This is a genomic window from Acinetobacter sp. UBA1496 (assembly GCF_002324975.1).
Taxonomy (GTDB): Bacteria; Pseudomonadota; Gammaproteobacteria; order Pseudomonadales; family Moraxellaceae; genus Acinetobacter; species Acinetobacter variabilis.
The window spans coordinates 12,021-34,985 of the sequence record NZ_DCRI01000037.1 but is presented as its reverse complement, the minus strand read 5'-3'; the positions used below and the strand labels follow the sequence as shown (position 1 = coordinate 34,985).

The window sequence follows — 22,965 nt, the reverse complement described above, 5'->3', positions numbered from 1 at the left end:
TATTCCAAAAGCCCTCTGCTATCGCAGGGGGCTTTTTTTATGCGTGGGGTTTAATAGAACAAAATAAAAAGGCTTAAATTCAATTTAAGCCGTTTTATTTATGTATTAATATTTCTGGAATGCATTTACTTAATTATTAGTACATTCTAATTACATCGATTTTTTAAGTTGCTTCTGGTGCGTTAAAACTTCTTTTGCATATTTTTTGCCTTGTTTACGCATTTTTCGATCTTTCTCATAGGCAGTAGGGCCTACATTATAATAGCCCAGCGCTTTTTCTAGGCTGCCGCTAGATTCCTGATAACGTGACAGAATATAACTCCCACATCCAATATTGACTGCTTCATTAAATAAATCAGGTCCACAGGTAGATCTCCAATAACGCGGAACAATTTGCATAAGACCCACTGCACCTGCAGGTGAAGCGACCTGACTGCGATAGGTAGATTCCTGTCGAATCACGGCTGCTACTAGCAAGGGATCTAGACTATGTCTTTCTGCATTCTGAATAATTAAAGGTGAAACGCGAGTAGCAGTTGTCGCAGGCACAGCATATGCAGTCTGAATTCCTTGAGACAGTTTAGCAGAGCGTTTTTCTAAGGAGTTACCTCCTAGTGAGGAGCAAGCACTTATTAATATTGTACTAAAGCCAAGCATCCCAATTTTTAAGGTAGTAGGATTTAAGACCTTTAATAATGAATAGTTTTTGCTAGAAAATTTGCCCAACAACTTTCAGCTTCCCTGTATTTTTAAAATTAGGTCGATCTTAGGAAGATGTATGAAAATCGTCAAGAAATTAGATGATTTGTTTACAAAGACAACTTAGATTTTGTTGAATAATGAATTTTTTATGAAGAATTGCTTAAAGAAAAGCTAGTTAGCAGCTGAATTTGTATCTCTGGCTCTTCTTTAAAGTGTATTATATATTTGGATGCACAAGATAGCTTAGTCTAAAGTTTTTAGCATCCAGATTTCACAAGCTGCACTATGACCCGTATTGCCTTCGGGATGATCGAGATGTTCAAAACTTAATTTTTCGTAAAGCTTTACTGCCTGCCAAAGACTTGCAGTAGTTTCAAGATAGATTCGTTTAAAGCTCTGCTCATGAGCGAAGTCAAAAGCCAGATTTAAAATCTGTTTTGCAAATCCATAACGACGAATAATAGGTAAGAAATACATTTTCTGTATTTCTAGAATACTCTGATCACCCTGTAATGGCGCAATACCTCCACCGCCAAAGACTTGATCCTGCTCATCGACAATGACCCAATAAGCCGCTTTTGGCTGCTGATATACTTCATACAGGTTATCCAGGATTGAATCACCGACAGCAAAACCGGACTCTGCTGCAAGTCCGAATTCTACGGAAACTTCACGAATAATTTTGGCAATTTGAACATTATCTTGAGGTTGTATAGGACGAATAGAATACATAGGTCATGACATGAAAAAGGATGGAAATTTTATAGTCCGAAAACCATAAAAAATCCATCCTTTTTGATGATTTGTTCTTTAATAAAGCAGTATTTCTAGTTTTTGATTATTTTAATTCACTTGAAGATTTACCTAGTTCACGTCGAGCAATAATGAGTTGCTGAATCTGTTGAGTTCCTTCGAAAATATCCAGAATCTTGGAATCACGTGCCCATTTTTCTAAAAGTTCTGCTTCGTTATAGCCTATAGATGCTGCTAATTCGACGCACTTCAAAGTAATTTCATTCGCAATACGACCCGCCTTGGCTTTAGCAATAGAAGCTTCACGGGAATTAGGCTTACGATTATCCGCCATCCACGCAGCTTTCAGCATTAATAAACGGGCGGCTTCCCATTCGGCTTCTATACGATAAATCTGCGCTGCAATATTCGATGTATGTAAAAAAGGCGTATTGTACTCAGGGTCTAGCTGATCCTTAAAAATTTCCTTGATTCTTTCTAAGGAAGCTTTAGAACAACCAATTGCCATCGCTGCAACGAGTGGACGGGTATTATCAAAAGTTTCCATGACCCCAGCAAAACCTTTAGCCACATCAATTTCTGCATGTCCAAGCAAATTAGCAGCAGGTATACGACAATCGATAAAACTAATTGCAGCCGTATCCGAGGCTTTAATGCCTAGCTTATGTTCCAGACGCTCGATTTTCATGCCAGGCGTACCTTGGGGTACGACAAAGGATTTGATTGCAGCACGGCCAAGTTTTTTATCTAAAGTCGCCCAGACGACAACCGCATCTGCACGTTCGCCAGAGGTGACAAAGATTTTTTCACCATTGAGGATATAGTCATCACCCTCTTTAATGGCAGTGGTACGAATGGCAGCTGAATCGGAACCACAGCCTGGTTCAGTGATTGCCATCGCTGCCCAGATGCCATGAAAGCGTTGTAACTGTTCATCATTAGCAACAGCAGCAATGGCTGAATTTCCTAGACCTTGACGCGGCATGGATAAAAGTAGTCCGGTATCGCCATAACACATTTCGACAATACTAAGTGCAGTGGACATATTGACGCCATTTTTATTACTTTCATCGTTATCACCGCGTTTATTGACCGCAGCTCCCGCATTCATGCCTTCGCTGCCTTGGTTCATACCGTCGACGACAGAAGCGAGCATATTTAACTCTTTCGGATAAGCATGTTCAGCTTTGTCATATTTGCGTGAAATAGGGCGGAGTACATTTAGAGCAACTTCATGTGCTTGATCAATCAGCAATTTGAATTTTTTAGGATTTTGCAAGTTCATCTATTTTTTTCCTTATTCTTTGCTCAGGCATGAAGGCCAGAATGTACGATTGCTGTTGCTCTTAAGTCCCGATACCAGCGTTCTACCGGATGTTCCTTGGTGAAGCCATGTCCTCCAAGAATCTGCACGCCATCTGTGCCAATTTTCATGGATTTTTCTGCACAGAGCAGACGGGCCAGATAAGCTTCTCGATGAAAATCCTGCCCGGATTCTGCCAGACTGGCGGCATTCAGGATTAGCATTTGCATGGCATCAATTTCAATCGCCATATCTGCAATCATAAAAGCTACACTTTGCCGATGGGAAATTGGTTCACCAAAGGCTGTGCGTTCATTGGCATATTGCACACAGTATTTTTTAACCGCTTCACAGGTACCGACCGCCATGGCACACCACATCAAGTTACCCAGATCAATAAAAGCGGTGCAATCAAAATCGTCATCTCCCAGGCGTTGTGCCAGTGTGTTATTAAATTTTAGATTCATGGTTTGAGTGGCTTTCAGGCCCATAGCCGGAGATTTTTGTGCAGTAATAGTATTATTGCGTTGCACAATAAATACTTCGGTTTTGCCATTCAGATCTGCACTGACCAGATAGATATCAGCAGTTTCTCCGAGCATCACCAAGGTTTTTTCACCATTAATTAAATAGTTATCTCCATTCGACGTTGCTTTAGTTTTTAACTGATAAGGATTAAAGGCAACTGTTACTTCCTGTACTGCGAAGGTAGCTTTAAGATGAGGATCATCAGCGAATGCAGTCAAATACTCAGTCTGAACCTGTTCTGAACCCCAACGGGTAATCGCATTAATCACACTAAAAGTAGAAAGCAGTCCAGCGGTCAGACTGAAATCACCTTGAGCCAACTGTTGAGCCATCAGGACATTGCTGACGATATTCTGTTCTGCAGCAACGCCACCTAGAGCTTCAGGCAGCGCATAAAAATTAAGACCCAGATCAGTTGAATATTGCCAGAGTTCCTCTGGGAAGATTTCATGATGATCTGCATCGTGTGCCAAAGGATAAAGGACTTCGCTGGCAAACTGTTGCATTGCCTCGCAGGTCATTTGCTGTTCTTCAGTCAGATTCAGATCAAACAGGGATTTGGACTGATGTGGTAAACGTTGTCTTTGAATTTTCTGACCAGATTTCAGGATTTTCTGAGTTTGGCTGAATGTTTTAAAACCTGCTTTAGAGCTTTGATAAAGAGATTTTTCTAAAAATTTACGCAGCTTTAATTGGTCGAGTAAATCACTTCCAGCCACTTTGGTCAGGATGGACAAGCCAAATCCTTGTGCTTTGTTCACCATATTGTTCATTCTAATTATCCTACGGGGTGCTATCTTATTTGCCTGATGTTGACATGCAGTTCTAGAAAAAACCATGTCATCAATGACATGAATCATTGTCAATTTATCATTAAAATAAATAGAGGATTTAAAATTTAAGATATTGAAAATAAATAGAAAAATGAAATAAGAGAAATTTGGTTTTTGTCAAAAATTGACCCGAATGACAAAATCATCCGGGTCTTATATAAGGCTAATAATAACTTAGTCTATTAGAGATGACGTTTAATCATCGCGCGTACATTAGTTTTCGCATCAATCACCGTCATGAAGGTATAAGCGCCAATGAACTTACGGCTGATAAACATAAATTCTTTAGGCGGTACACTGAAATAACGTGAAGCCATGGATTTAGAAGCCTGCTGCATCACACGGCTATGAAGCTGGCTTTTTTTCCAGTTATAGCGGTCATGTTCATCCATCACACCTGGAGGCAAGTCTTTATTGTTCATTGGCGAGCTGAAGGCTTCTGTGGCTAACAGGAAGACTTTCGCCATATCCGGTTTGATGCTAGGCGGAATAGAATCAAAGAATTCATAACCGGTCATGGCTTTTACCATCATGTCTGAATCATGATGATAACCGGCCTGGATCAGGTTACGCGCTACATTGAGTAGATGCTGGTCAAACTGACGGATTGCACCGAAGTCAAGAAGTACAATTTTGTCCTGGATATTTTCGCCATCACCTAGACGTACCAGATAGTTACCGAAATTCGGGTCAGTCTGCATCTCGCCCCATTCAAAAATCTCACGTACAGCGATTTCAAGGGAAGCTTCACCCAGTTTATTACGACGTTCCTGTGGTAGAGACAGCATCACTGGACTATTGATGGGTACACCACGTTCAAAGGTCATACACAAGACACGGTCAGTACAATAGTTATCGATAATGGTCGGTACGATATATCGTGGATCATTTTGAAGACGCTTACAGAAGCGGCGAGTGGTATCCGCCTCAATTTTGTAATTGACCTCACGATGCATCATCTCGCGAACTTCATCAAACCATTGATCAAATTCACGGGTTTGCGGCACCATACGGGTCAATTTGAGCATGTTCTTAAACAGGCTCATATCAGAATCAATAGCTTCAGCTACACCCGGGTACTGGATTTTAAGCACCAGCTCCATACCGTCTGACTTACGCACCGCACGATGCACCTGAGCCAAAGAGGCAGTGCCCAAGGGCTCATGATCAACTGTCAGACCATCTAGCTTGGAACCTAATTGCTGCTGTAATTGAGCTTTGATCGCCGGCCAAGCCAAAGCGACTGTTTTATTATTTAAAGTATTTAAGGCTTGAGTAACTTCTTCTGGCAGAAAATGCTCGCCATACAGTGCCATCATCTGGCCAATTTTGACAATTGAACCTTTAAGCTTGCCAATTTCTGCAACCAGATAATCGGCCTGTTCTTTCATGGCTTTTTTGCGTCTTCTTTCTTTTTCTTCTTCGCTCGAGAACATAGAACCCGCACTGGATGCTGCCCAGCGCGTACCTGCCAGCAAAGATGCCTTTGCGATCGATAAGCGTCGATCCATTGAGGAAGTTTTCAATTGTTTAAGCTTATCGTTCTGATCTGACATGTAAACTCAATCCTTTTATCAGCATAAAGCGGAATAAATCATTGTAGTGGATATTACCGTGTCTGCACGTATTAAAAAAGTTTAAGCCGCTGAATTCACGGTGAAAATCTCGGCAAGAGCATATCGCTTGCCGTTTTGACCAGTGTAGGGTGAATATTATGACATTTGAAATTGAATTTTTAATTCAGATCGTTGTTGTAACTGTTGTTTATTTGTTTGAATATGTTGATGAATTAGGTTCTGGACTGTTTCATGCATAAAACCCAGCGCATAACCCTTCACAATAATGATGCTTGGCAAGCTGAAAAACAGGTATTTGGCATCTTCCAGTGTCGCGCTACTAAATACGCCTTGCTGCATTAATGTGGTCTGTAAAAATACCTTTTCCTGCTGCACCTGACTGGATAACTGGTCATTCCAGTAGTTCTGGCGCATGGCCATAAGATTGTTGTGCTTATAGCTCATAAGATCTGGGCTCGTTTGGACATCATTGCCGAATTATATGCGGCCATAAAATCAAGTTTCAACCAAAGAACTGTGACATCTTTTTAAGCGAGAAAAATATAGGATTTTATCGAGGATCAAGTTAGTATCAGGCAATAATATAAACAAGATTCATTATTCAATATTGATTGGAAACAAGCCGGTTTTGGTGAAGGAGATATTATGTGTTTTGCATGTTTATTAATGGCAGGTTGTTTGGGGACAATGGCATTACAGGTTCAGGCGGCTACAGGTTATTCTCAGGAATATACCCAGTGCATGAACTTTAGTTATGGCAATACAGCTAAACTACAAAAATGTGTGAAAAAAGAATTAAAAGCACAGAACAAACGTCTGAAGAAAAACTATAAGACTTATCTGAAATTAAATGCTGGCTATCGTAATAATATTGGTGAGCAGCATACAGTGTGGCAACGTAAACTATCACAGCAATGCAAGCTGACTATGAATACACAATATGCCCAGATTAAACAGGGTCAATGTGCGCTGGAGATGGTAAAAGATCAGGCGAATTTGTATCAATCGCGTTCTTATCGTGCCGGTGCTTAAACTGGTTTTAAGTTAATAAATCCTTCCGGAAATAGTGATAAACCTTAAAAAGCAGGATTCTAATCTGTCTGAAATCCAGAAGATCTGTCATTGATAAACCATGGAGAATTCGGGTTTTTCATGGTTTTGGCATTATAAAAGACCTCAAAACAAGGTATCATAAGGCGTTCTAAAAAATGACCTTGGAGACGCCTTAAGTGGATCGACCGACTATTAGCCCTGAACATTTGCAGGAAGCCGCTGAAAATTTAACTACCATTCGTGATTTTATTCGTTTTGGGGTTACAGCATTACGTCAATACGATGCGCACTTAGGTCAAGGTACAGAAGATTATTTTGCTGAAAGTTCAGCGCTGGTTCTACAAACCTTGTCACTGGACTGGAATGCAGATCCTGAAATTCTGGACTCTAAATTATTGCCGAGTGAAGTCGCTGAGTTCTTAAGCTTGCTGGAACGCCGCATTAATGAACGTGTTCCAACCTCTTATTTATTAAATCTGGCCTATTTCTTCGGCAAGCCATTCTATGTCGATGAACGTGTATTAATTCCACGTTCGCCAATCGTTGAGCTGATTGAAAACCGCTTTGCTCCTTATTGCCTGACTGAAAATGGTGAAATGCGCGCAGCAGTAAATAACTTGCCAGAAAACCCGAATCCAAAAACTCCACAACGCATTCTGGATATGTGTACCGGTTCTGGCTGTATCGCGATTGCATTGGCCTATGCTTTCCCGGATTCAGAAGTGGATGCAACTGATATTTCTAAAGATGCCTTGGAAGTGGCGCAGATTAACTGTGAACATCACAGTAAACAGTACCAAGTGGCCTTACTTGAATCTGATTTGTTCGCTAAAATTCCAGCTGAAAACCAATATGATCTAATCGTATCTAATCCTCCATATGTCGATGCAGAGGATATGGCTGATCTTCCTGATGAATTCCATCATGAGCCAGAGCTGGCATTGGCTGCTGGTCAAGACGGTCTGGATCTAGTTCGTAAGATGCTGGCTCAAGCAGCTGATTATCTGACTGAAGATGGTCTGATCGTGATTGAAGTGGGTAACTCTGAATGGGCAATGAAGCAAAACTTCAATACCGTTGATTTCCACTGGTTGCAGTTCCAACGTGGTGGTTCAGGTATCTTTGCACTGACTGCAGCCCAATGCCGTCAATATCGCGATTTATTCATTCAATCTGTTAATTCATAAGGAGTCGTTGACATGGCAGGTAATAGTATAGGGCAACTCTTCCGTGTAACGACTTGTGGTGAATCTCATGGTGTTGGCTTAATGGCCATTATTGATGGGGTTCCACCAGGGATTGAACTGTCTGAAGCTGATTTGCAAAAGGATTTGGACCGTCGTAAGCCAGGTACTTCAAAATTTGCAACACAGCGTAAAGAGCCAGATGAAGTTGAAATTATTTCCGGTGTGTTTGAGGGTAAAACCACCGGAACTTCAATCGGTCTTTTAATCCGCAATACGGATCAAAAATCGAAAGATTATGGCAATATCGCGCAAACTTTCCGCCCAGGCCATGCAGACTATACCTATACTCAGAAGTATGGTTTCCGCGACTATCGCGGTGGTGGCCGTTCAAGTGCGCGTGAAACTGCGATGCGTGTAGCAGCAGGTGCGATTGCCAAGAAATTCCTGTTTGAAAAATTCGGTATTGAAATCCGTGGTCATGTGACCCAAATCGGTACTGAAAAAGCAGAAAAACTGGACTGGAATGAAGTGCCAAATAACCCATTCTTCTGTGGTGATGTTGATGCCGTTCCACGTTTTGAAGCACTCGTGACTTCATTACGTGAACAGGGCACAAGCTGTGGCGCACGTTTAGAAATTATTGCTTCTAAAGTACCAGTCGGTTGGGGTGAACCAGTATTTGATCGTTTAGATGCTGATATTGCCCATGCGATGATGTCAATCAATGCCGTGAAAGGCGTGGAAATTGGTGATGGTTTTGGTGTGGCTGAGCAGTTCGGTCATGAAACCCGTGATGAACTCACAACAGATGGCTTCCTGGCGAACCATGCTGGCGGTATCTTGGGTGGTATATCTAGCGGTCAGGATATTCGTGTTTCGATTGCGTTGAAACCAACGGCTTCCATCACGACTCCGGGTAAAACCATTACCATTAACCGTGAAGATACTGATGTCCTGACCAAAGGCCGTCATGATCCTTGCGTGGGTGTACGTGCAACCCCAATTGCTGAAGCGATGCTAGCAATTGTTTTGATGGATCACTTCATGCGTCATCGTGCACAAAATGCCGATGTCGTTGCGCCGTTTGAGCCAATTGAACCTAAATAATTTGCTTTATAGAAGCAAATGAAATTAAAGTCAGGCTTCGGTCTGGCTTTTTTATGTTTATAAAATGAAAAATAACAATATTCGTTTAGCCCAAGCTACGGACATTCAAAGCATTGTTAAGTTGATCAATACAGCTTATCGATCTAATTTGGGCTGGACGCATGAACATTGCATTGTTTCAGGTGATCGAATTAATGAGGCTCAGTTAAGTGAGCTTTTAACACGATCTGATTTTGAACTTTATGTTTTGGAAAATGATGACCAACTGGTGGGTTGCATTGATGTGACACACTTGCCAGATTGTTTTGAAATCGGCAGTTTTGCTATTGACCCAGTCCGGCAAAATTCAGGTTATGGTCGAATATTGTTAGATTTCGCTGAGCAATACTCTAGAGAAAAAATACCTTTCAAAAAACTTAGAATGACTGTTCTTAATGTTCGCATTGAATTAATCGCGTATTATGAGCGTCGTGGTTATCACCAAACCGGCAAAACAGAGAGTTATCCACTCGATGCAGATGTTGGACAGCCTTTAGTAGATTTAAATCTGGTGATTTTAGAAAAAAGTCTCGAAAAGATTTATGAAGTTATTTGAATCTATTTTTGATTCTAAGTGTATTTAATAAAAATAATGACAGGATGTATGAATGGAAGTATGGTTAAGTGCTGAATTAAGTAGGGAAGTGTTAACAGAAGATCATCTTGATCTCGAAAATAAAGCACGTAACGCAGTAGAAAATGCCTTAAATGCTCAACTACAAAATAAGTCGTATGATATTCCGATAGATAAATGGAAGTGCATTGAAATTATGATGGGAAATGATAGTTTTGATGAACGTATTTTTTATTCATTTAAACGTAAAAATATGGATTTCCGTTTAAGGATTGATCCAACAACTTTTAAGGCAACAGATGATTTAGGTCGTGAGAGACTCATTTTTAGGATGCTCTTAAGAAGCTTAGATTTGTTAAAAGTTAAGTTTGAAAAAGTCCGTCCGAAGCTTGATGTAAAGGTTTATGAGGAGCTTGAAAGATTAAAAAATGATGCACTAAATATTGCAAAAGATGAAAGTTGGATTTAAAGCGTATTTTAATTAAAGCCAGCCAGAGTGTTTTTTATTTATTATCCATTGAATTTTCCACTATTTTTATCCTGAAACGAGCCGCTTGTTGTATCCTTGCTCATTGACAGGCAATTGAATTGGATGCGATTGCCGCAAAACCCATATCATGAGTTGTTCAATGTTTCAGACTATCTTCACTGTACTGTTTCCGCTTATTGGCCTGATTACTTTGGGCTATGTATTAAAACAAAGGAAATGGCTGGAAGATAGTTTCTGGCGTGGGGCAGAAAAACTCAATTATTTTGTCCTGTTTCCAGTTATGCTGTTTTTAAATCTGGCCGTAGCCAAGATTGAAATGGCAGTCATTAAAGATGTGATTCTGGTGGTCTTTAGCCTTATGGCGGTGGTCAGTATTGCGCTATATGTACTGCGCAAGATTTATCAGATTGGCTATGCACGTTTTGGGGTCTATGTGCAGGCACTTCTGCGCTTTAACACCTATATCGGACTTGCAGCAGTGAATGCCTTATTTCATCAGCAGGGCATGACCATTTTCGCCGTAGTGATGGTGTTGTGTATTCCACTGGTCAATATTTTATCTGTACTTGCATTTACTCGTAGTTCAGATATGCAGATCTTCAAAATTCTGGTTGATCTGTTAAAGAATCCTTTAATTTTAGGCTCTCTTGTGGGTGGCCTATTTAATCTTTCAGGCTTATCACTCTGGGCCGGGTTTGAATTATTCCTAAAACAGATTGCCTTATGCAGTTTGCCGCTTGGCTTGATGTGTGTGGGGGCTGCTTTAAAATTCCAAGGCTTCCAGCGGGATATCTTCCCATTGGGCCTGGCGACTTTTGGACGTTTATTAGGAATGCCACTTGCTGCTTTCTTTGTCTGCCAATTATTTAATATTGACCCTTTAACCACACATGTACTGGTGTTGTTTTTTGCTTTACCTACCGCTTCAGCTTCTTATGTGTTGACACGTGTCTATGGGGGAGATAGCCAGTTCATGGCTAGTATTATCAGTATGCAAACGGTAGTCGCGGCAGGATCTCTCATGTTAATTCTTTCCTGGTTAATTTAATTTTAGGCTCTGAAAGCCAGTCATATATTGAGAGTTTTCTGGTAAACCAATCTCGTAAATAGCCTAAGAAAATATTAACTTTATTGCTTTTCTTAAATGCTTTTTATTGGAGCATGACGTAGAAAAATGAGGCAAAAAACCAAATTAAAATCTTAAAACTCATTTGAAATGGATAGTGTTATTTCTTCTAAATTTATTGAAAGTGTTGTTACCACTTAAATCACGTGAATTAACATAAATAAAAAACTGTAGTCCCCGATAAGATGGTATATAAATTGCTCAGGATAATAAAAATATTATTGCAGGAGAGAAATGCTACTGCATTCGCCGAAGGAGCAAGGTCCCAGGAAACTCTCAGGCAAAAGGACTGCAATAATATATTAAACTCTGGAGAGAAGTGTTGAATCACTCACCGAAGGGGGAAGGTTGCTGCATACAGTTATGATGCAGTCACCGAAGCTCTCAGGTACACATGACAGATGGGAAAGACATCACATATTGAGGAGAGGTGTCTATGCGTCATGTTATTGTGGTGGGGGCAGGCATTACCGGTGTAACAGCAGCTTATGAGCTCGCTTTACTCGGTTATCAGGTTACGGTGATTGACCGTCATCTTTATCCCGCGATGGAAACATCCTTTGCCAATGGCGGGCAACTTTCTGCCTGTAATGCAGAAGTCTGGAATCAAAAAGCCACTGTGTTAAAAGGCATCAAATGGATGTCACAAAAAACCGCCCCGCTATTGCTTAATCCTTCTTTTAGTCTGCATAAATATAGCTGGCTGATGGAATTTCTAGGTCATATTAAAAACTATGAAACCAATACCCGGGAAACGGTAAGACTCGCGCTACTGGCCAGAAAACGCCTGTTTGAAATTGCCGAAATTGAGCAGATTGATTTTGATCTGGAAAAGCGCGGAATTCTACATTTCTACCATAATAAAGCTGATTATGATGTCGCAATTAAGGTCAATGATCTCCTATGTAGTGGTGGTCTAGAACGTAATGCAATTACAAATGAAGAAATCAAGCAGATTGAACCTGCATTAACTGGAGATTACTACGCCGGGTTTTATTGCCAAAGTGATGCGACTGGAGATATTCATAAATTCAGTACCGGACTGGCAAATGCCTGTATGAAAAAAGGGGTGAAATTCGAATTTGGTCAGGATGTATTTGCAGTCGATCACCAGGCACAGCAGATTACAGTTAAATGCAGGTCCAGCCCTGAAAATGTGCGTGCCGATGCTGAAGATGTGCTCGAGATTCAGGCAGATGCCATTGTAGTATGTGCTGGTGTCAGCAGTTATCAGTTGGCAGATCTGTTGGGTGAGCGAGTGAATGTCTACCCGGTGAAAGGCTATTCAATTACGGTAAAGCTCAATGATGAGCAAAGTCAGCAAAATGCTCCTTGGGTCAGTCTGCTAGATGAGAGTGCCAAGATCGTCTTGTCACGTTTAGGTAAAGACCGCTTACGTGTTGCAGGAACCGCGGAATTTAATGGTTATAATCGCGATATTCGTGTTGACCGGATTCAGCCTTTAATTGACTGGACACAACGCAATTTCGATCTGTGTACTGAACATGTGGTGCCGTGGGCAGGTCTGCGTCCCATGATGCCGAATATGATGCCTGTAGTGTGCCGTGGTAGACAGGAACGTGTCTTTTATAATACCGGTCATGGACACTTGGGCTGGACATTATCAGCGGCAACCGCAGCTATGATTAGCCAAGAAATAGCTCAGCATTATCCGGCCTAAGTAAATAGCCCGTTTGCGGGCTATTTTAAAGCTCAAAAAATAATTGTTTATTCATTAAGCTCCTTCTACCTGAGGAACAAGAATAAGGTGACGTGAATCTTTATAAAAACCTCTCCTATAAGGAGAGGGAGTTTTTAGTTTAAATTTTTAAATATATATTTAGGACATTGATAGATAAAAATAAAGGTCAGCTGTTTAATCATATAAACGATAAATACCACTAAAGCGCTCGCAGCCTTTTTGTTCAGTACTGACCGTCAAGATTGCCTTGCTATAATTAAAGTTATATTTGCAGTCATGCTCATTATCCGTAATCTGGCTTTTAGTTTCCGTCGTGGTATAAGCCAGAAAAGGAATGGTCTGGGTTTCTGCACGATTATTCGGATTACGGTAGGCGACCCCTTCAATCTTGATGCGGTCTTTCGTCAGCTGATGAATCTTGAGATGAATCGGCTGTTTGGCCATTTGGCCCTGTTCAAACTTCAGATAGTGCTGAGTCAGGCTCTGATTCAAAGAAATATAAATATTGAGGTCATCCAGACGCTGGTCAAATTGCTGTTTAAAGCAGTCCAGCGTTTTACATTGCTGTAAGCGTGTGCTCCATAGTTGCTGGGTATCTTGCAAAAAGCGAACAGGTGCATCTGTAATCAGAAAAGCGGTAAAATATTGATCTGTCAGTTTTTCACGCGGTTCAGCTAGAGAGGCTGAGCAGATCTTTTTCATGGCTGCGTTATTGTTATGATGACTGCTACAGTCCAGCGATTCAGCATGAATGCTGCTAGCAAAAAGGCCTGTCCCGAGTAAAAGTCCCATTATTTTCATCATATTTATATCAGTTTTCAGTAGCATGATCGCTTATACTTTCACTGTGTTACGCTAGGTCTAACTATAGCGAAATAGAAACGTCGTGTACAAGATTTCAATCAGTTATTTCTAAAGGATATAAAAGTGATTGCACAAATTCGTATTGGTCAGGGACTGGATGTACATGCATTTGAAGAAGGTGATTTTGTCACTCTGGCAGGTATTCAGATTCCACATACGCATGGCTTGAAAGCACACTCTGATGGTGATGTAGTTTTACATGCACTTTGTGATGCTTTATTAGGTGCCTTAGCACTGGGCGATATTGGTCAACATTTTCCGGATACCGATCCGCAGTTTAAGGGTGCGGACAGCAAGGTCTTGTTAAAGCATGTCTATCAGCTAATTCTGGATCGTGGTTATCGCCTGAATAACGCTGATATCACTGTAGCTTGTGAACGTCCAAAGCTGGCTAAACATAATCTGGAAATGCGTCAAAGCATTGCCGATGTACTGGATGTGGATGTGACTCAAATCAGTATTAAAGCCACAACCACTGAAAAATTAGGATTTACAGGCCGTCAGGAAGGTATTCTGTCTATGGCAACTGTTCTAATCAGCCACTACAAATAACATCAACCGAAGTTATTGGGATGAATCAGGGATAATTCCAGTTCATGTGTTGCTTTACGGCCTTGCAGCTGTAGGGCAACCGCATGAATTAAACCGGTCCAGGTTTCATTCGGTTCCCAGAGCTGATGCAGATATTCCTGCGCAGTCGGCATATCCATATTCATATAGTATTGACGGTATAGATATATCAGGCAGCTGACATGATAATTCTGCGTACAATGTACCCAGACCATTTGTTCTTTGACCAGATAATCAATCAGATCCAGTACCAGTAAGCACTGACTATCTGAGGGAGTTTCCCAGGAGATCGGCAACTGGATATAGTTCAGGCCAAGATCAAGACAAATTTTATCTTCATGTAACAGATGATGATTGCTATCTGTTAATGCCACATTGATTACGGTAGAGACGCCGTATTCTTTAATCAACCTCAGTTGTTCAGTTGTCGGCTGACCAGAGCTGAACAGATGGTCATGGATGAACTGAAAATTTTCAATTTGACTTAATGCAGTTTCAATTTCATTCATCAGATAAAATTTTCCTTGTTCAGAAATGAAAACGCCATCTTGTCGATGGCGTTTGTCAGTTCGTTTAACGATTAGGTAAAACGTCCTTCAATGCCTCATGCATGTCAAGCAACACTTTTTCTGTGGTCTCCCAATCGATACAGCCATCAGTTACTGATTTTCCATATTCCAGATCGCAAAGATTGGCAGGGATATCCTGACGGCCACCTTTCAGGTGACTTTCTACCATAATACCAACAATTGACTTGTTTCCATCAAGAATTTGTTCAGTAATATTTTTTAAGACAAGCGGTTGTAAGTACGGGTCTTTATTCGAGTTTGCGTGGCTGGCATCAATCATGATTTTGCCGCTGACTTTGGCTTTCGCAAGAGTTGCTTCAGCATCTGCAACTGAACCTGCATCGTAGTTAGGTTTACCATTACCACCACGTAGAACCACGTGTGCATATGGGTTACCTGAAGTACGAATCACCGCAACCTGACCTTGGTCATTTAGACCCAGGAAGCTGTGACCATGTTTAACAGACTGCATCGCATTGGTTGCAACAGTTAAGCCGCCGTCTGTACCATTTTTGAAGCCGACTGGTGAAGACAGGCCAGAAGACATTTCACGGTGAGTTTGGCTTTCGGTGGTACGTGCACCGATCGCTGACCATGAAATTAGATCCTGATAGTACTGTGGAGAGTTTGGATCCAGTGCTTCTGTAGCACATGGCAGGCCAAGTTCATTTAGCTCCAGTAACAGTTTACGACCGATACGCAGACCTTTCTCAATATTGAAAGAGTCATTCATATCAGGGTCATTGATCAGACCTTTCCAGCCTACAGTTGTACGCGGTTTTTCAAAATAAACACGCATTACGATATACAGGCTATCTTTTACTTTTTCGCTTAAAGCTTTTAAACGTTCAGCATATTCATGCGCAGCCGCTGGATCATGAATTGAACATGGACCAATCACTACAAAAATACGCTTATCCTTGCCATCCAGGATATTACGAATCGTTTCACGACCATGCAGTACGGTTTGATAAGCAGTTTCAGTCAAAGGTAACTCTGCTTTCAACTGAGCAGGTGTTACCAAAGGAATCATGCTTTGGATATTCACGTCATCAATATCTGATGCTGAAATAGGTTTTGACTGTAGTGTATTCATTGCCGTCACTGGTTTGATCATACAAAAGGTTGTTTAATAGCCTGAATATAACATGAATGATACGTCACTTTGTTATAAAAAAGATGAATACTTCTTTGAAAAAAAAGTGATGAATCCATGATTTAGTTTAAACAGCAGCTGTTTTTTCTACTGCTGTTACCAATTCAGGTTGGGCGGGTTGTGCCGGTTTTGACTTGACTGGATTCACAATGAAATTCACGCCAAGACAGAACAGGGTAATCCCAAGAATTTTACGGATAATTTTCTCTGGCATACGTGAACTGATCAGTGTACCAATCACAATTGCTGGAATAGAACCGCAAAGTAACCAGCCTAATAAAGTAAAGTCTACATTACCAGCACTCATATGGCCCAGACCTGCGACTAAAGTTAGAAGTACTGCATGTACTACATCCGAACCGATAATGCGGATCATGGGTAAATTCGGAAACATGAGGATCAGGGCCATAATACCGAAAGCACCGGCACCGACAGATGACAGGGTCACAAACACGCCTAGTACAATCCCCATAATCACGATCAAGACACGTTTATTGCCAGATTTAAAGTCAACTTTGTCCAGATCCTGAGTCATGTCAGGCAGTTCTTGTTTGCGGTATTTATTAAAAAACTTTTCAATAGAATTGCGGAATACAATAGATGCACCGGTAAGGGTCAGCATAAAGCCCAATACCATAGTCAGCGTTGCTTTATAATGTGTCGATTGACTGAGGTAATTCTCTAGTACCCAATGGGTCGCAAATGAGGCAGGGATACTACCGATGGCCAGCCAGATCACAATAGGCCAGACAATATTCATTTTTTTGGCATGAACCAATGAACCACAAAATTTAGAAATTGCGGCATAAAGAAGGTCTGTACCAATCGCGATATGCGGTTCAACCCGAAGCAGTGTAATCAGGATTGGGGTCATCAACGAACCGCCACCGACACCGGTAATCCCGACACAGAAACCAACCAATACACCTGCTAAAATAAATTCAATCGGACCAAACATGCATATATGCCAAAATCAAAAAACGAGCATATCTTATGACTTTTAAATATAAGCCGTTGTCTTGATTATTGATTTGCTTATTCTAAAAAGAGATAAAGACTGTAAAATTTAAAATAATTCATCCTAATTTATATTTTAATTTGAATCATCTAGTACACCTTTCTATTGCTAAGCCTGAAAATTGATAAAGATACTGCAAAATGCCTTTTGATTTATTTGTTTAAAGATCAGCCGCTTTAAATTTATTTTAATTTTTAAGCTGGGCTAAGGTGCAAGCGTTGTACAGCTTCCAGAGTTTTATTATTTGGGATAGCCACGATTTGTGAATTCAACACTTAGGCATGCTCAAATCACGCTTTATGATAGAATCTGAACGGAATTAATTTGTCTCATTCGAGGGAATACACTTGCAAAGTCGGAAACTTAAAATCGGAATCGTGGTGGGAGAAGTATCTGGAGATACGCTTGGTGCGAAGCTCATCCGTAGTTTTCGAGAGCAGGGTATTGATGCAGAGTTTGAAGGGATCGGCGGACCACAAATGCTGGCGGAAGGCTTCAAGAGCTACTATCCAATGGATATTCTCTCGGTCATGGGCATTGTTGAAGTCCTAAAAGATATTAAAAAACTCTTCGCGGTTCGTGATGGTCTGGTCGAGACCTGGACGAAAGATCTAGTCGATGTGTTTATCGGTATTGATGCGCCTGATTTTAATTTGCGACTTTCCAAGGCCCTGAAACAAAAACAGTTACCGATTAAGACCGTGCAATATGTCAGTCCTTCAGTCTGGGCATGGCGTCAGGGCCGGGTACATGGCATCAAGGCCAGTATTGATCTGGTGCTGTGCCTATTTCCATTTGAAAAAGCATTTTTCAAGAAATGGGATGTTCCGGCTGCCTTTGTTGGTCATCCATTGGCAAGCCAGTTACCCCTCAACAATGATCTGGCTGAAGCACAGGCAGAACTGGGTTTAGATCCTGCACAAAAATATATTGCATTGCTGCCGGGGAGCCGCCGTGGTGAAATTGAACGTTTAGGACCATTAGTACTGGATGTAGCCAAAATTCTGCATCAGAAATATCCAGATTATATTTTTCTGATTCCCGCCATTAATGAGATGCGGAAACAGCAGATTGAAAACTTGCTGGCACGATATCCGGACAGTTTAAAAGAGCATATCCGCCTGATAGAAAATACCAGTAGTGAGTCAAAAATTGGCCGCCAAGTCATGAATGCGTCCAATATCATTGCGCTAGCTTCGGGCACTGCGACACTGGAAGCCATGTTATTGCACCGTCCGATGGTGACCTTTTATAAATTGCACTGGCTGACTTTCCAGATTGCCAAATTACTGGTCAAAATTCCTTATTTCTCATTGCCAAATATTATTGCTGGCAAAAAAGTCATTCAGGAATTAATCCAGTCTGAAGCAACGCCTGAAAATCTGGCTGCTGAAATTGAAAAATTGATGGATATTGAAGCAGCTCAAATTCAAGTGATGCAGCATCTCACCATGCATAAGCAGCTGCTTTCCGGCAATAGTGAAGATCCTGTCAAAGCGGTACTAGACTTAGTCCAATAAAGGCGTCTTGTTTTTCTGACAGGCAATACGATATTGGGTCGGGGTTAGTTCAAACTGTTTTTTAAAGCTTTGACTAAACGCCGTTTCCGAAGAATAGCCTACCAAATAGGCGATCTGCTGAATGCTAAATCCGCTATTTCTGAGATATTGTGCTGCCAGTCGAAGTCGATACTGTTGCAGATAAGCCAATGGCGGCTCACCAACAATCTGGGTAAACAGCTGGGCAAATTTGGAACGCGACATATGGCATTGTTCAGCCAGACTTTCAACGGTCCAAGGCTGTTCGGGTTTTCCATGAATTGCCGCCAATGCATTGGACAGTTCAGGATGGGAAAGGGCATTTAGCCAGCTCGAAGCATTTTCCAGATTCAAAATATAATCTCGTACGCATTCAATCAGTAAAATACTGACCAGATGATCCAGAATTTTGTCTCGTCCCGGACGAAGTTGCTGGGTTTCCAATGCCAGAAATTGCAAACCAACTTGTAACCATTCTGGTGCTGTATCTCCCAGAATATGCTGGATGTGCAGATATTTAGGTAAAGCACTCAATAGCGGTTTCGCCATCTGGATATCCAGATTGGAACGAATCGCCAGAATAAAACTGCGTTCTGCTGAATGGGTGATATTGAGATCCACACATTGCTGTGCATGGGTCTGAAAATAAGAATTGATCGAATGATGTTCAGAAAAATCTGCATTACCGGGACTAGAAATCCGATGGGCAGAACCTGCAGGCAATAACACCAGATCGCCTTGTTGCAGCTCAAGCAGATCGCCATCTTTAAATATTAATTGCGCTTGACCTTTCAATAACACATAAGCCAGCATGGAAGGTTCATACTCATAATCAAACCCGCCTGGATGGAACACATTGAGGTAGAGATATTCTGATTTTTCCAGATGAATATCATCAAAAATTTTACTTAAAGCATCCATGCCTGACTCTATTCTTTTGTTTTAATTCATTTAATTAAATTTAAATAGCCCAGAATTGTGATTTAAGGCCAAGTTTTGGCCTATTGCGCCAAAGACGCTGACATAGTTTTTCTGGACGTTCAATACTGTTCGCTAATGCTGAAATATTCAACTATATGTGCAGAGTAACATAAAAAAGGAGGGTCGCAATGAATGCCCCTGCACAAATTAGCAAAGCTCAGTTCACGCAGGATGCGTCAGTGCTGAAAGGTTTACAACTGGATAAAAAACGTTTTGGCTGGCTGCTCAGTCCCAGTTTGCCTGTGATCGGTATGGGAATTCTGGCTGGCTATCATTTTGGTCCCAAAGCCACTAAAAAAGTCTTTGCGATGGGTGGACCTTTATTATTGCATGTGATTATCCCGACTCTGGATGCTTTAATTGGTGATGATGCCAATAATCCAAATGATGAGCAGATTCAGGCATTGGTCAGAGATCCTTATTATGACCGGATCGTGAAGATGTTTATTCCTTTGCAAATGGCTGCCAATGCTTTTGCAGGCTATGTAGTATCTCGTCCAAATGTTTCTCTGGTCGATCAGGTTCTACTTGGCGTATCTATGGGGGCGATTAATGGGATCGGCGTGAATACTGCGCACGAGCTGAGCCATCGTCCTCAGAAAAAAGATCATTATTGGTCACATGCCAGCCTGATGCCGCTGGCTTATAACCATTTCCGGATTGAGCATCCTTATGGGCATCATAAAAGGGTTGCGACGCCAGAAGACCCGGCATCTTCGAAAATGGGTGAATCTTTCTACCGTTTCTGGCCACGTACTGTATTGGGTGGCTTGAAATCAGCAATTCAGATAGAAAAAAGACGTTTGGAACGTAAAGGCTTAAAATTCTTTAGTCAGGAGAATGAACTGTTTCATGGCTGGGCCATGAGTGCGGGCTATCATGCCTTGATGCTGAAAACGTATGGCAAAAAAATTATTCCTTATACGCTGACCCAGGCCTTCTATGGCATCAGCCTGTTTGAGATCGTGAATTATATCGAGCATTATGGGTTGAAACGCGGGCAAAAAGCGGATGGTACCTATGAGCGAACCTTGCCCGAACATAGCTGGAACAATAACAACATCGTGACTAATCTGTTCCTGTACCAGTTACAACGCCATTCAGATCATCATGCCTATCCAAGCCGGCCATTTCAGGCATTGCGACATTTTGATGAAGCGCCAGAATTACCAAGTGGTTATGCCACCATGCTGATCCCGGCACTGACTCCACCATTGTGGTACAAGATGATGGATCAACGTGTGTATCAGCATTATCAAGGCGATCTGACTAAAGCGAATATTCTGCCTTCGAAGCGTGCCAAGCTGCTTAAGAAATTTGGTCTAAAAGACGCTGCGGCTTGATGATGTAAACAAATAAAAATGCGCCATTTGAGGCGCATTTTTATTGATTTTTAATTAGAACCAGTCACTTTGCATATTTAGACAGGTGTCATCGAAGTTCATCAGTAATTTAGCCTGATGTTCAATTTCAGGCAGTTCCCAATGAATAAAATATTGAGCTGCCTGAATTTTACCTGCCAGAAAAGCTTGATCTTCCTGTTGAGAAGATGTGCCAAATTTAAGTTGAGCCTGATTGGCCATTTCCAGCCACAACCACGCGATAATAGTTTTGCCCATCATATCCAGATATAGCCCAGAATTGGCCAAAGCTTCACTAACTTTGCCTTGATGCAGAGCCTGACCTAAAACCTGAGTGGTCTTTTGCACAGTAACAAGATGCTGTTTATAGACATCTGCCAGTTCTGTTAACTTGTTATCCTGAATCTCAGACAAGGTTTTCTGGATGCGTTGCATGAGCAGAGTCAGGCCTTTGCCATTGTGCTGCCAGAGTTTACGGCCTAATAGATCCAGAGACTGAATCCCATAGGTGCCTTCATGAATCGGATTAAGGCGGTTATCACGATAGCATTGCTCAACCGGATATTCACGCGTATAGCCCGCACCACCCAAGACCTGAATCGCCAGATCATTGGCTTTAGGACCATAGGCAGAAGGGAAGGACTTGACCACGGGTGTAATGAGATCCAGCAAAATGGCACTATCTTCATCTTGTGCAGCCTGATGTTCATCAATTAAGCGGGCTGCAAATAAGCACAGCGCCAAAGCACCTTCAACATAAGACTTTTGTGCTAATAACATGCGTTTGACATCAGTATGCTCAATGATATTCACGGGCTTGGTACCAGGTGTTTTTTCATGAACCAGCCGGCCTTGAGGACGGTTTTTGGCATAGTCCAGAGATTCCAGATAACCACGATAACCAATCATGGCTGCACCGAGACCAACACCGACACGTGCTTCATTCATCATCTTGAACATGTATTTTAAGCCATGCCCCGCTTCACCAATTAAATAGCCTAAGCAATTGTCATTTTCCCCAAAGCTTAGAACTGTTGAAGTAGTGCCGCGATAGCCCATTTTGTGTAGCAGGCCAGCCAGCTGGACATCATTGGATTCACCTAAAGTGCCATCTGTATTGGTTTTGAGTTTCGGCACGATGAATAGGGAAATACCTTTTACGCCTTGTGGTGCATCTTGGATACGAGCCAGAACCAGATGCACAATATTTTCAGTAATGTCCTGATCACCACCAGAAATAAACATTTTCTGGCCTTTAATTTTATAGCTTCCATCTGCCTGAGAAATCGCTTTAGTGGTCAGATCTCCCAAAGAGGAACCTACATTCGGCTCGGTCATCGCCATAGTCCCGGCAAAGCGGCCACTGAGCATATGCGGCAAGAACATTTGTTTTTGTTCTGAAGAAGCAAAGGCCTGAATCAGATTTGCTGCAGCCGCTGTCAGAAAAGAGTAGGCAACAGTCGAAGGATTCGCCGACATGAAATAGGCATTGCAGGCCATATTCACCAAAGTCGGCAATTGCATGCCGCCGTCTGCGTAATCATGCTGGGCGCAGAGTAGGCCAGCATCAGCAAATTGTTGCCATGCTATTTTCACTTCATCAATGGTCTTCACCTGTTTGCCATCAAAGCTCGGTTCGTGATGATCAGCCTTGGCATTATGCGGCGCAAAATAATCGGTCGCGATGCCTTTTGCCGTTTCCAGAATGCTATCAAAGGTATTTTTGTCATGATCCTGATAACGTTCCAGGTCAGTTAAGGCTTCGAGTTTGAAAACATCATAAAGCAGAAAATTGAGGTCTTTATCATTAATCAGCTGAGTCACAGTACGATCCTGAATGTGTAATCCTTGAGATAGCATCAAGACTAGCAGTTGCATTTATCAAGGAGGATTGTCAATAATGACATGAATAGGGTGAAAAAAGACAAATAGAA

22 protein-coding genes and 1 riboswitch are annotated in these 22,965 nt (G+C 41.6%); of the genes, 10 read left to right on the top strand and 12 right to left on the bottom strand.

Features of this window, described 5'->3' with window-relative positions; genetic code table 11:
• Positions 1–150: 150 nt before the first annotated feature.
• From B3143_RS04385 to B3143_RS04360, 6 genes are all read right to left on the bottom strand, one after another.
• The gene (locus B3143_RS04385) at positions 151–657 is read right to left on the bottom strand and encodes a lytic transglycosylase domain-containing protein (RefSeq protein ID WP_224214000.1); all 507 of its coding nucleotides are present in this window, start codon (positions 655–657) and stop codon (positions 151–153) included.
• A 288-nt stretch (positions 658–945) separates the two neighbouring features.
• A complete protein-coding gene (locus tag B3143_RS04380; RefSeq protein ID WP_004785485.1) occupies positions 946–1,434 on the bottom strand; it encodes a GNAT family N-acetyltransferase in 489 nt (162 codons plus the stop codon).
• Between the two features lie 106 nt (positions 1,435–1,540).
• A complete protein-coding gene (locus B3143_RS04375; RefSeq protein ID WP_004785486.1) occupies positions 1,541–2,740 on the bottom strand; it encodes an acyl-CoA dehydrogenase family protein in 1,200 nt (399 codons plus the stop codon).
• Between the two features lie 23 nt (positions 2,741–2,763).
• Positions 2,764–4,050: an acyl-CoA dehydrogenase family protein gene (locus tag B3143_RS04370; RefSeq protein ID WP_171064827.1), complete on the bottom strand. Its 1,287-nt coding sequence runs from the start codon at positions 4,048–4,050 to the stop codon at positions 2,764–2,766.
• Between the two features lie 251 nt (positions 4,051–4,301).
• On the bottom strand, positions 4,302–5,675 hold the full coding sequence (locus B3143_RS04365) for an ABC1 kinase family protein (protein WP_004785492.1): 1,374 nt from the start codon (positions 5,673–5,675) through the stop codon (positions 4,302–4,304).
• Between the two features lie 156 nt (positions 5,676–5,831).
• Entirely contained in the window at positions 5,832–6,140 is a 309-nt protein-coding gene (locus tag B3143_RS04360) for a hypothetical protein (RefSeq protein WP_004785493.1), read from the bottom strand.
• Positions 6,141–6,341: 201 nt separating this feature from the next.
• Between B3143_RS04360 and B3143_RS04355 the strand changes: the two genes are divergently transcribed.
• The 7 genes from B3143_RS04355 (at position 6,342) to B3143_RS04325 (ending at position 12,953) form a co-directional block, all read left to right on the top strand.
• The gene (locus B3143_RS04355) at positions 6,342–6,728 is read left to right on the top strand and encodes a hypothetical protein (protein WP_004785495.1); all 387 of its coding nucleotides are present in this window, start codon (positions 6,342–6,344) and stop codon (positions 6,726–6,728) included.
• A gap of 197 nt (positions 6,729–6,925) precedes the next feature.
• Positions 6,926–7,936, top strand: a complete 1,011-nt coding sequence (prmB, locus tag B3143_RS04350; RefSeq protein WP_004785497.1) for a 50S ribosomal protein L3 N(5)-glutamine methyltransferase — start codon at positions 6,926–6,928, stop codon at positions 7,934–7,936.
• Between the two features lie 12 nt (positions 7,937–7,948).
• Positions 7,949–9,043 carry a chorismate synthase gene (gene aroC / locus B3143_RS04345; protein WP_004785500.1) on the top strand — a complete coding sequence of 365 codons (1,095 nt, stop codon included), beginning with the start codon at positions 7,949–7,951 and terminating at the stop codon, positions 9,041–9,043.
• A 64-nt stretch (positions 9,044–9,107) separates the two neighbouring features.
• Complete coding sequence (locus B3143_RS04340; protein WP_004785502.1) at positions 9,108–9,638, top strand: GNAT family N-acetyltransferase; 531 nt, start codon at positions 9,108–9,110, stop codon at positions 9,636–9,638.
• A 52-nt stretch (positions 9,639–9,690) separates the two neighbouring features.
• Complete coding sequence (locus B3143_RS04335; RefSeq protein WP_004785504.1) at positions 9,691–10,125, top strand: Imm44 family immunity protein; 435 nt, start codon at positions 9,691–9,693, stop codon at positions 10,123–10,125.
• 160 nt (positions 10,126–10,285) lie between these two features.
• On the top strand, positions 10,286–11,194 hold the full coding sequence (locus B3143_RS04330; protein ID WP_004785505.1) for an AEC family transporter: 909 nt from the start codon (positions 10,286–10,288) through the stop codon (positions 11,192–11,194).
• 292 nt (positions 11,195–11,486) lie between these two features.
• Positions 11,487–11,574: riboswitch (glycine riboswitch) on the top strand.
• Positions 11,575–11,708: 134 nt separating this feature from the next.
• A complete protein-coding gene (locus B3143_RS04325) occupies positions 11,709–12,953 on the top strand; it encodes a D-amino acid dehydrogenase (protein ID WP_034702733.1) in 1,245 nt (414 codons plus the stop codon).
• A gap of 195 nt (positions 12,954–13,148) precedes the next feature.
• Here the strand turns inward: B3143_RS04325 and B3143_RS04320 are convergent, their stop codons facing one another.
• Entirely contained in the window at positions 13,149–13,802 is a 654-nt protein-coding gene (locus B3143_RS04320) for an A1S_1983 family putative colistin resistance protein (RefSeq protein WP_034702736.1), read from the bottom strand.
• Between the two features lie 99 nt (positions 13,803–13,901).
• On the opposite strand from B3143_RS04320, the gene ispF reads away from it, so the two are divergent.
• The gene (gene ispF / locus B3143_RS04315; protein WP_034171374.1) at positions 13,902–14,390 is read left to right on the top strand and encodes a 2-C-methyl-D-erythritol 2,4-cyclodiphosphate synthase; all 489 of its coding nucleotides are present in this window, start codon (positions 13,902–13,904) and stop codon (positions 14,388–14,390) included.
• Positions 14,391–14,392: 2 nt separating this feature from the next.
• Here ispF and B3143_RS04310 read toward each other — a convergent pair whose 3' ends face one another.
• The 3 genes from B3143_RS04310 to B3143_RS04300 all read right to left on the bottom strand — a co-directional run bounded on the left by B3143_RS04310 (position 14,393) and on the right by B3143_RS04300 (position 17,091).
• Entirely contained in the window at positions 14,393–14,917 is a 525-nt protein-coding gene (locus B3143_RS04310) for a protein tyrosine phosphatase family protein (RefSeq protein ID WP_034702741.1), read from the bottom strand.
• Positions 14,918–14,981: 64 nt separating this feature from the next.
• Entirely contained in the window at positions 14,982–16,073 is a 1,092-nt protein-coding gene (locus B3143_RS04305; protein WP_122959132.1) for a 3-deoxy-7-phosphoheptulonate synthase, read from the bottom strand.
• A 127-nt stretch (positions 16,074–16,200) separates the two neighbouring features.
• A complete protein-coding gene (locus B3143_RS04300; RefSeq protein ID WP_208462255.1) occupies positions 16,201–17,091 on the bottom strand; it encodes a sulfite exporter TauE/SafE family protein in 891 nt (296 codons plus the stop codon).
• A 407-nt stretch (positions 17,092–17,498) separates the two neighbouring features.
• Between B3143_RS04300 and lpxB the strand changes: the two genes are divergently transcribed.
• On the top strand, positions 17,499–18,671 hold the full coding sequence (gene lpxB, locus B3143_RS04295; protein ID WP_286739651.1) for a lipid-A-disaccharide synthase: 1,173 nt from the start codon (positions 17,499–17,501) through the stop codon (positions 18,669–18,671).
• On the opposite strand, the gene B3143_RS04290 is transcribed toward lpxB, so the two are convergent.
• A complete protein-coding gene (locus tag B3143_RS04290) occupies positions 18,660–19,610 on the bottom strand; it encodes an AraC family transcriptional regulator (protein WP_034702748.1) in 951 nt (316 codons plus the stop codon). The two genes, lpxB and B3143_RS04290, sit on opposite strands and share 12 nt — an antisense overlap.
• A gap of 188 nt (positions 19,611–19,798) precedes the next feature.
• Here B3143_RS04290 and B3143_RS04285 point away from each other — a divergent pair, with 188 nt between their 5' ends.
• Complete coding sequence (locus B3143_RS04285) at positions 19,799–21,013, top strand: alkane 1-monooxygenase (protein WP_034702750.1); 1,215 nt, start codon at positions 19,799–19,801, stop codon at positions 21,011–21,013.
• 54 nt (positions 21,014–21,067) lie between these two features.
• Here the strand turns inward: B3143_RS04285 and B3143_RS04280 are convergent, their stop codons facing one another.
• Positions 21,068–22,891 (bottom strand): acyl-CoA dehydrogenase, encoded by a 1,824-nt coding sequence (locus B3143_RS04280; RefSeq protein ID WP_208462271.1) that lies wholly within the window; start codon positions 22,889–22,891, stop codon positions 21,068–21,070.
• Between the last annotated feature and the right edge of the window lie 74 nt (positions 22,892–22,965).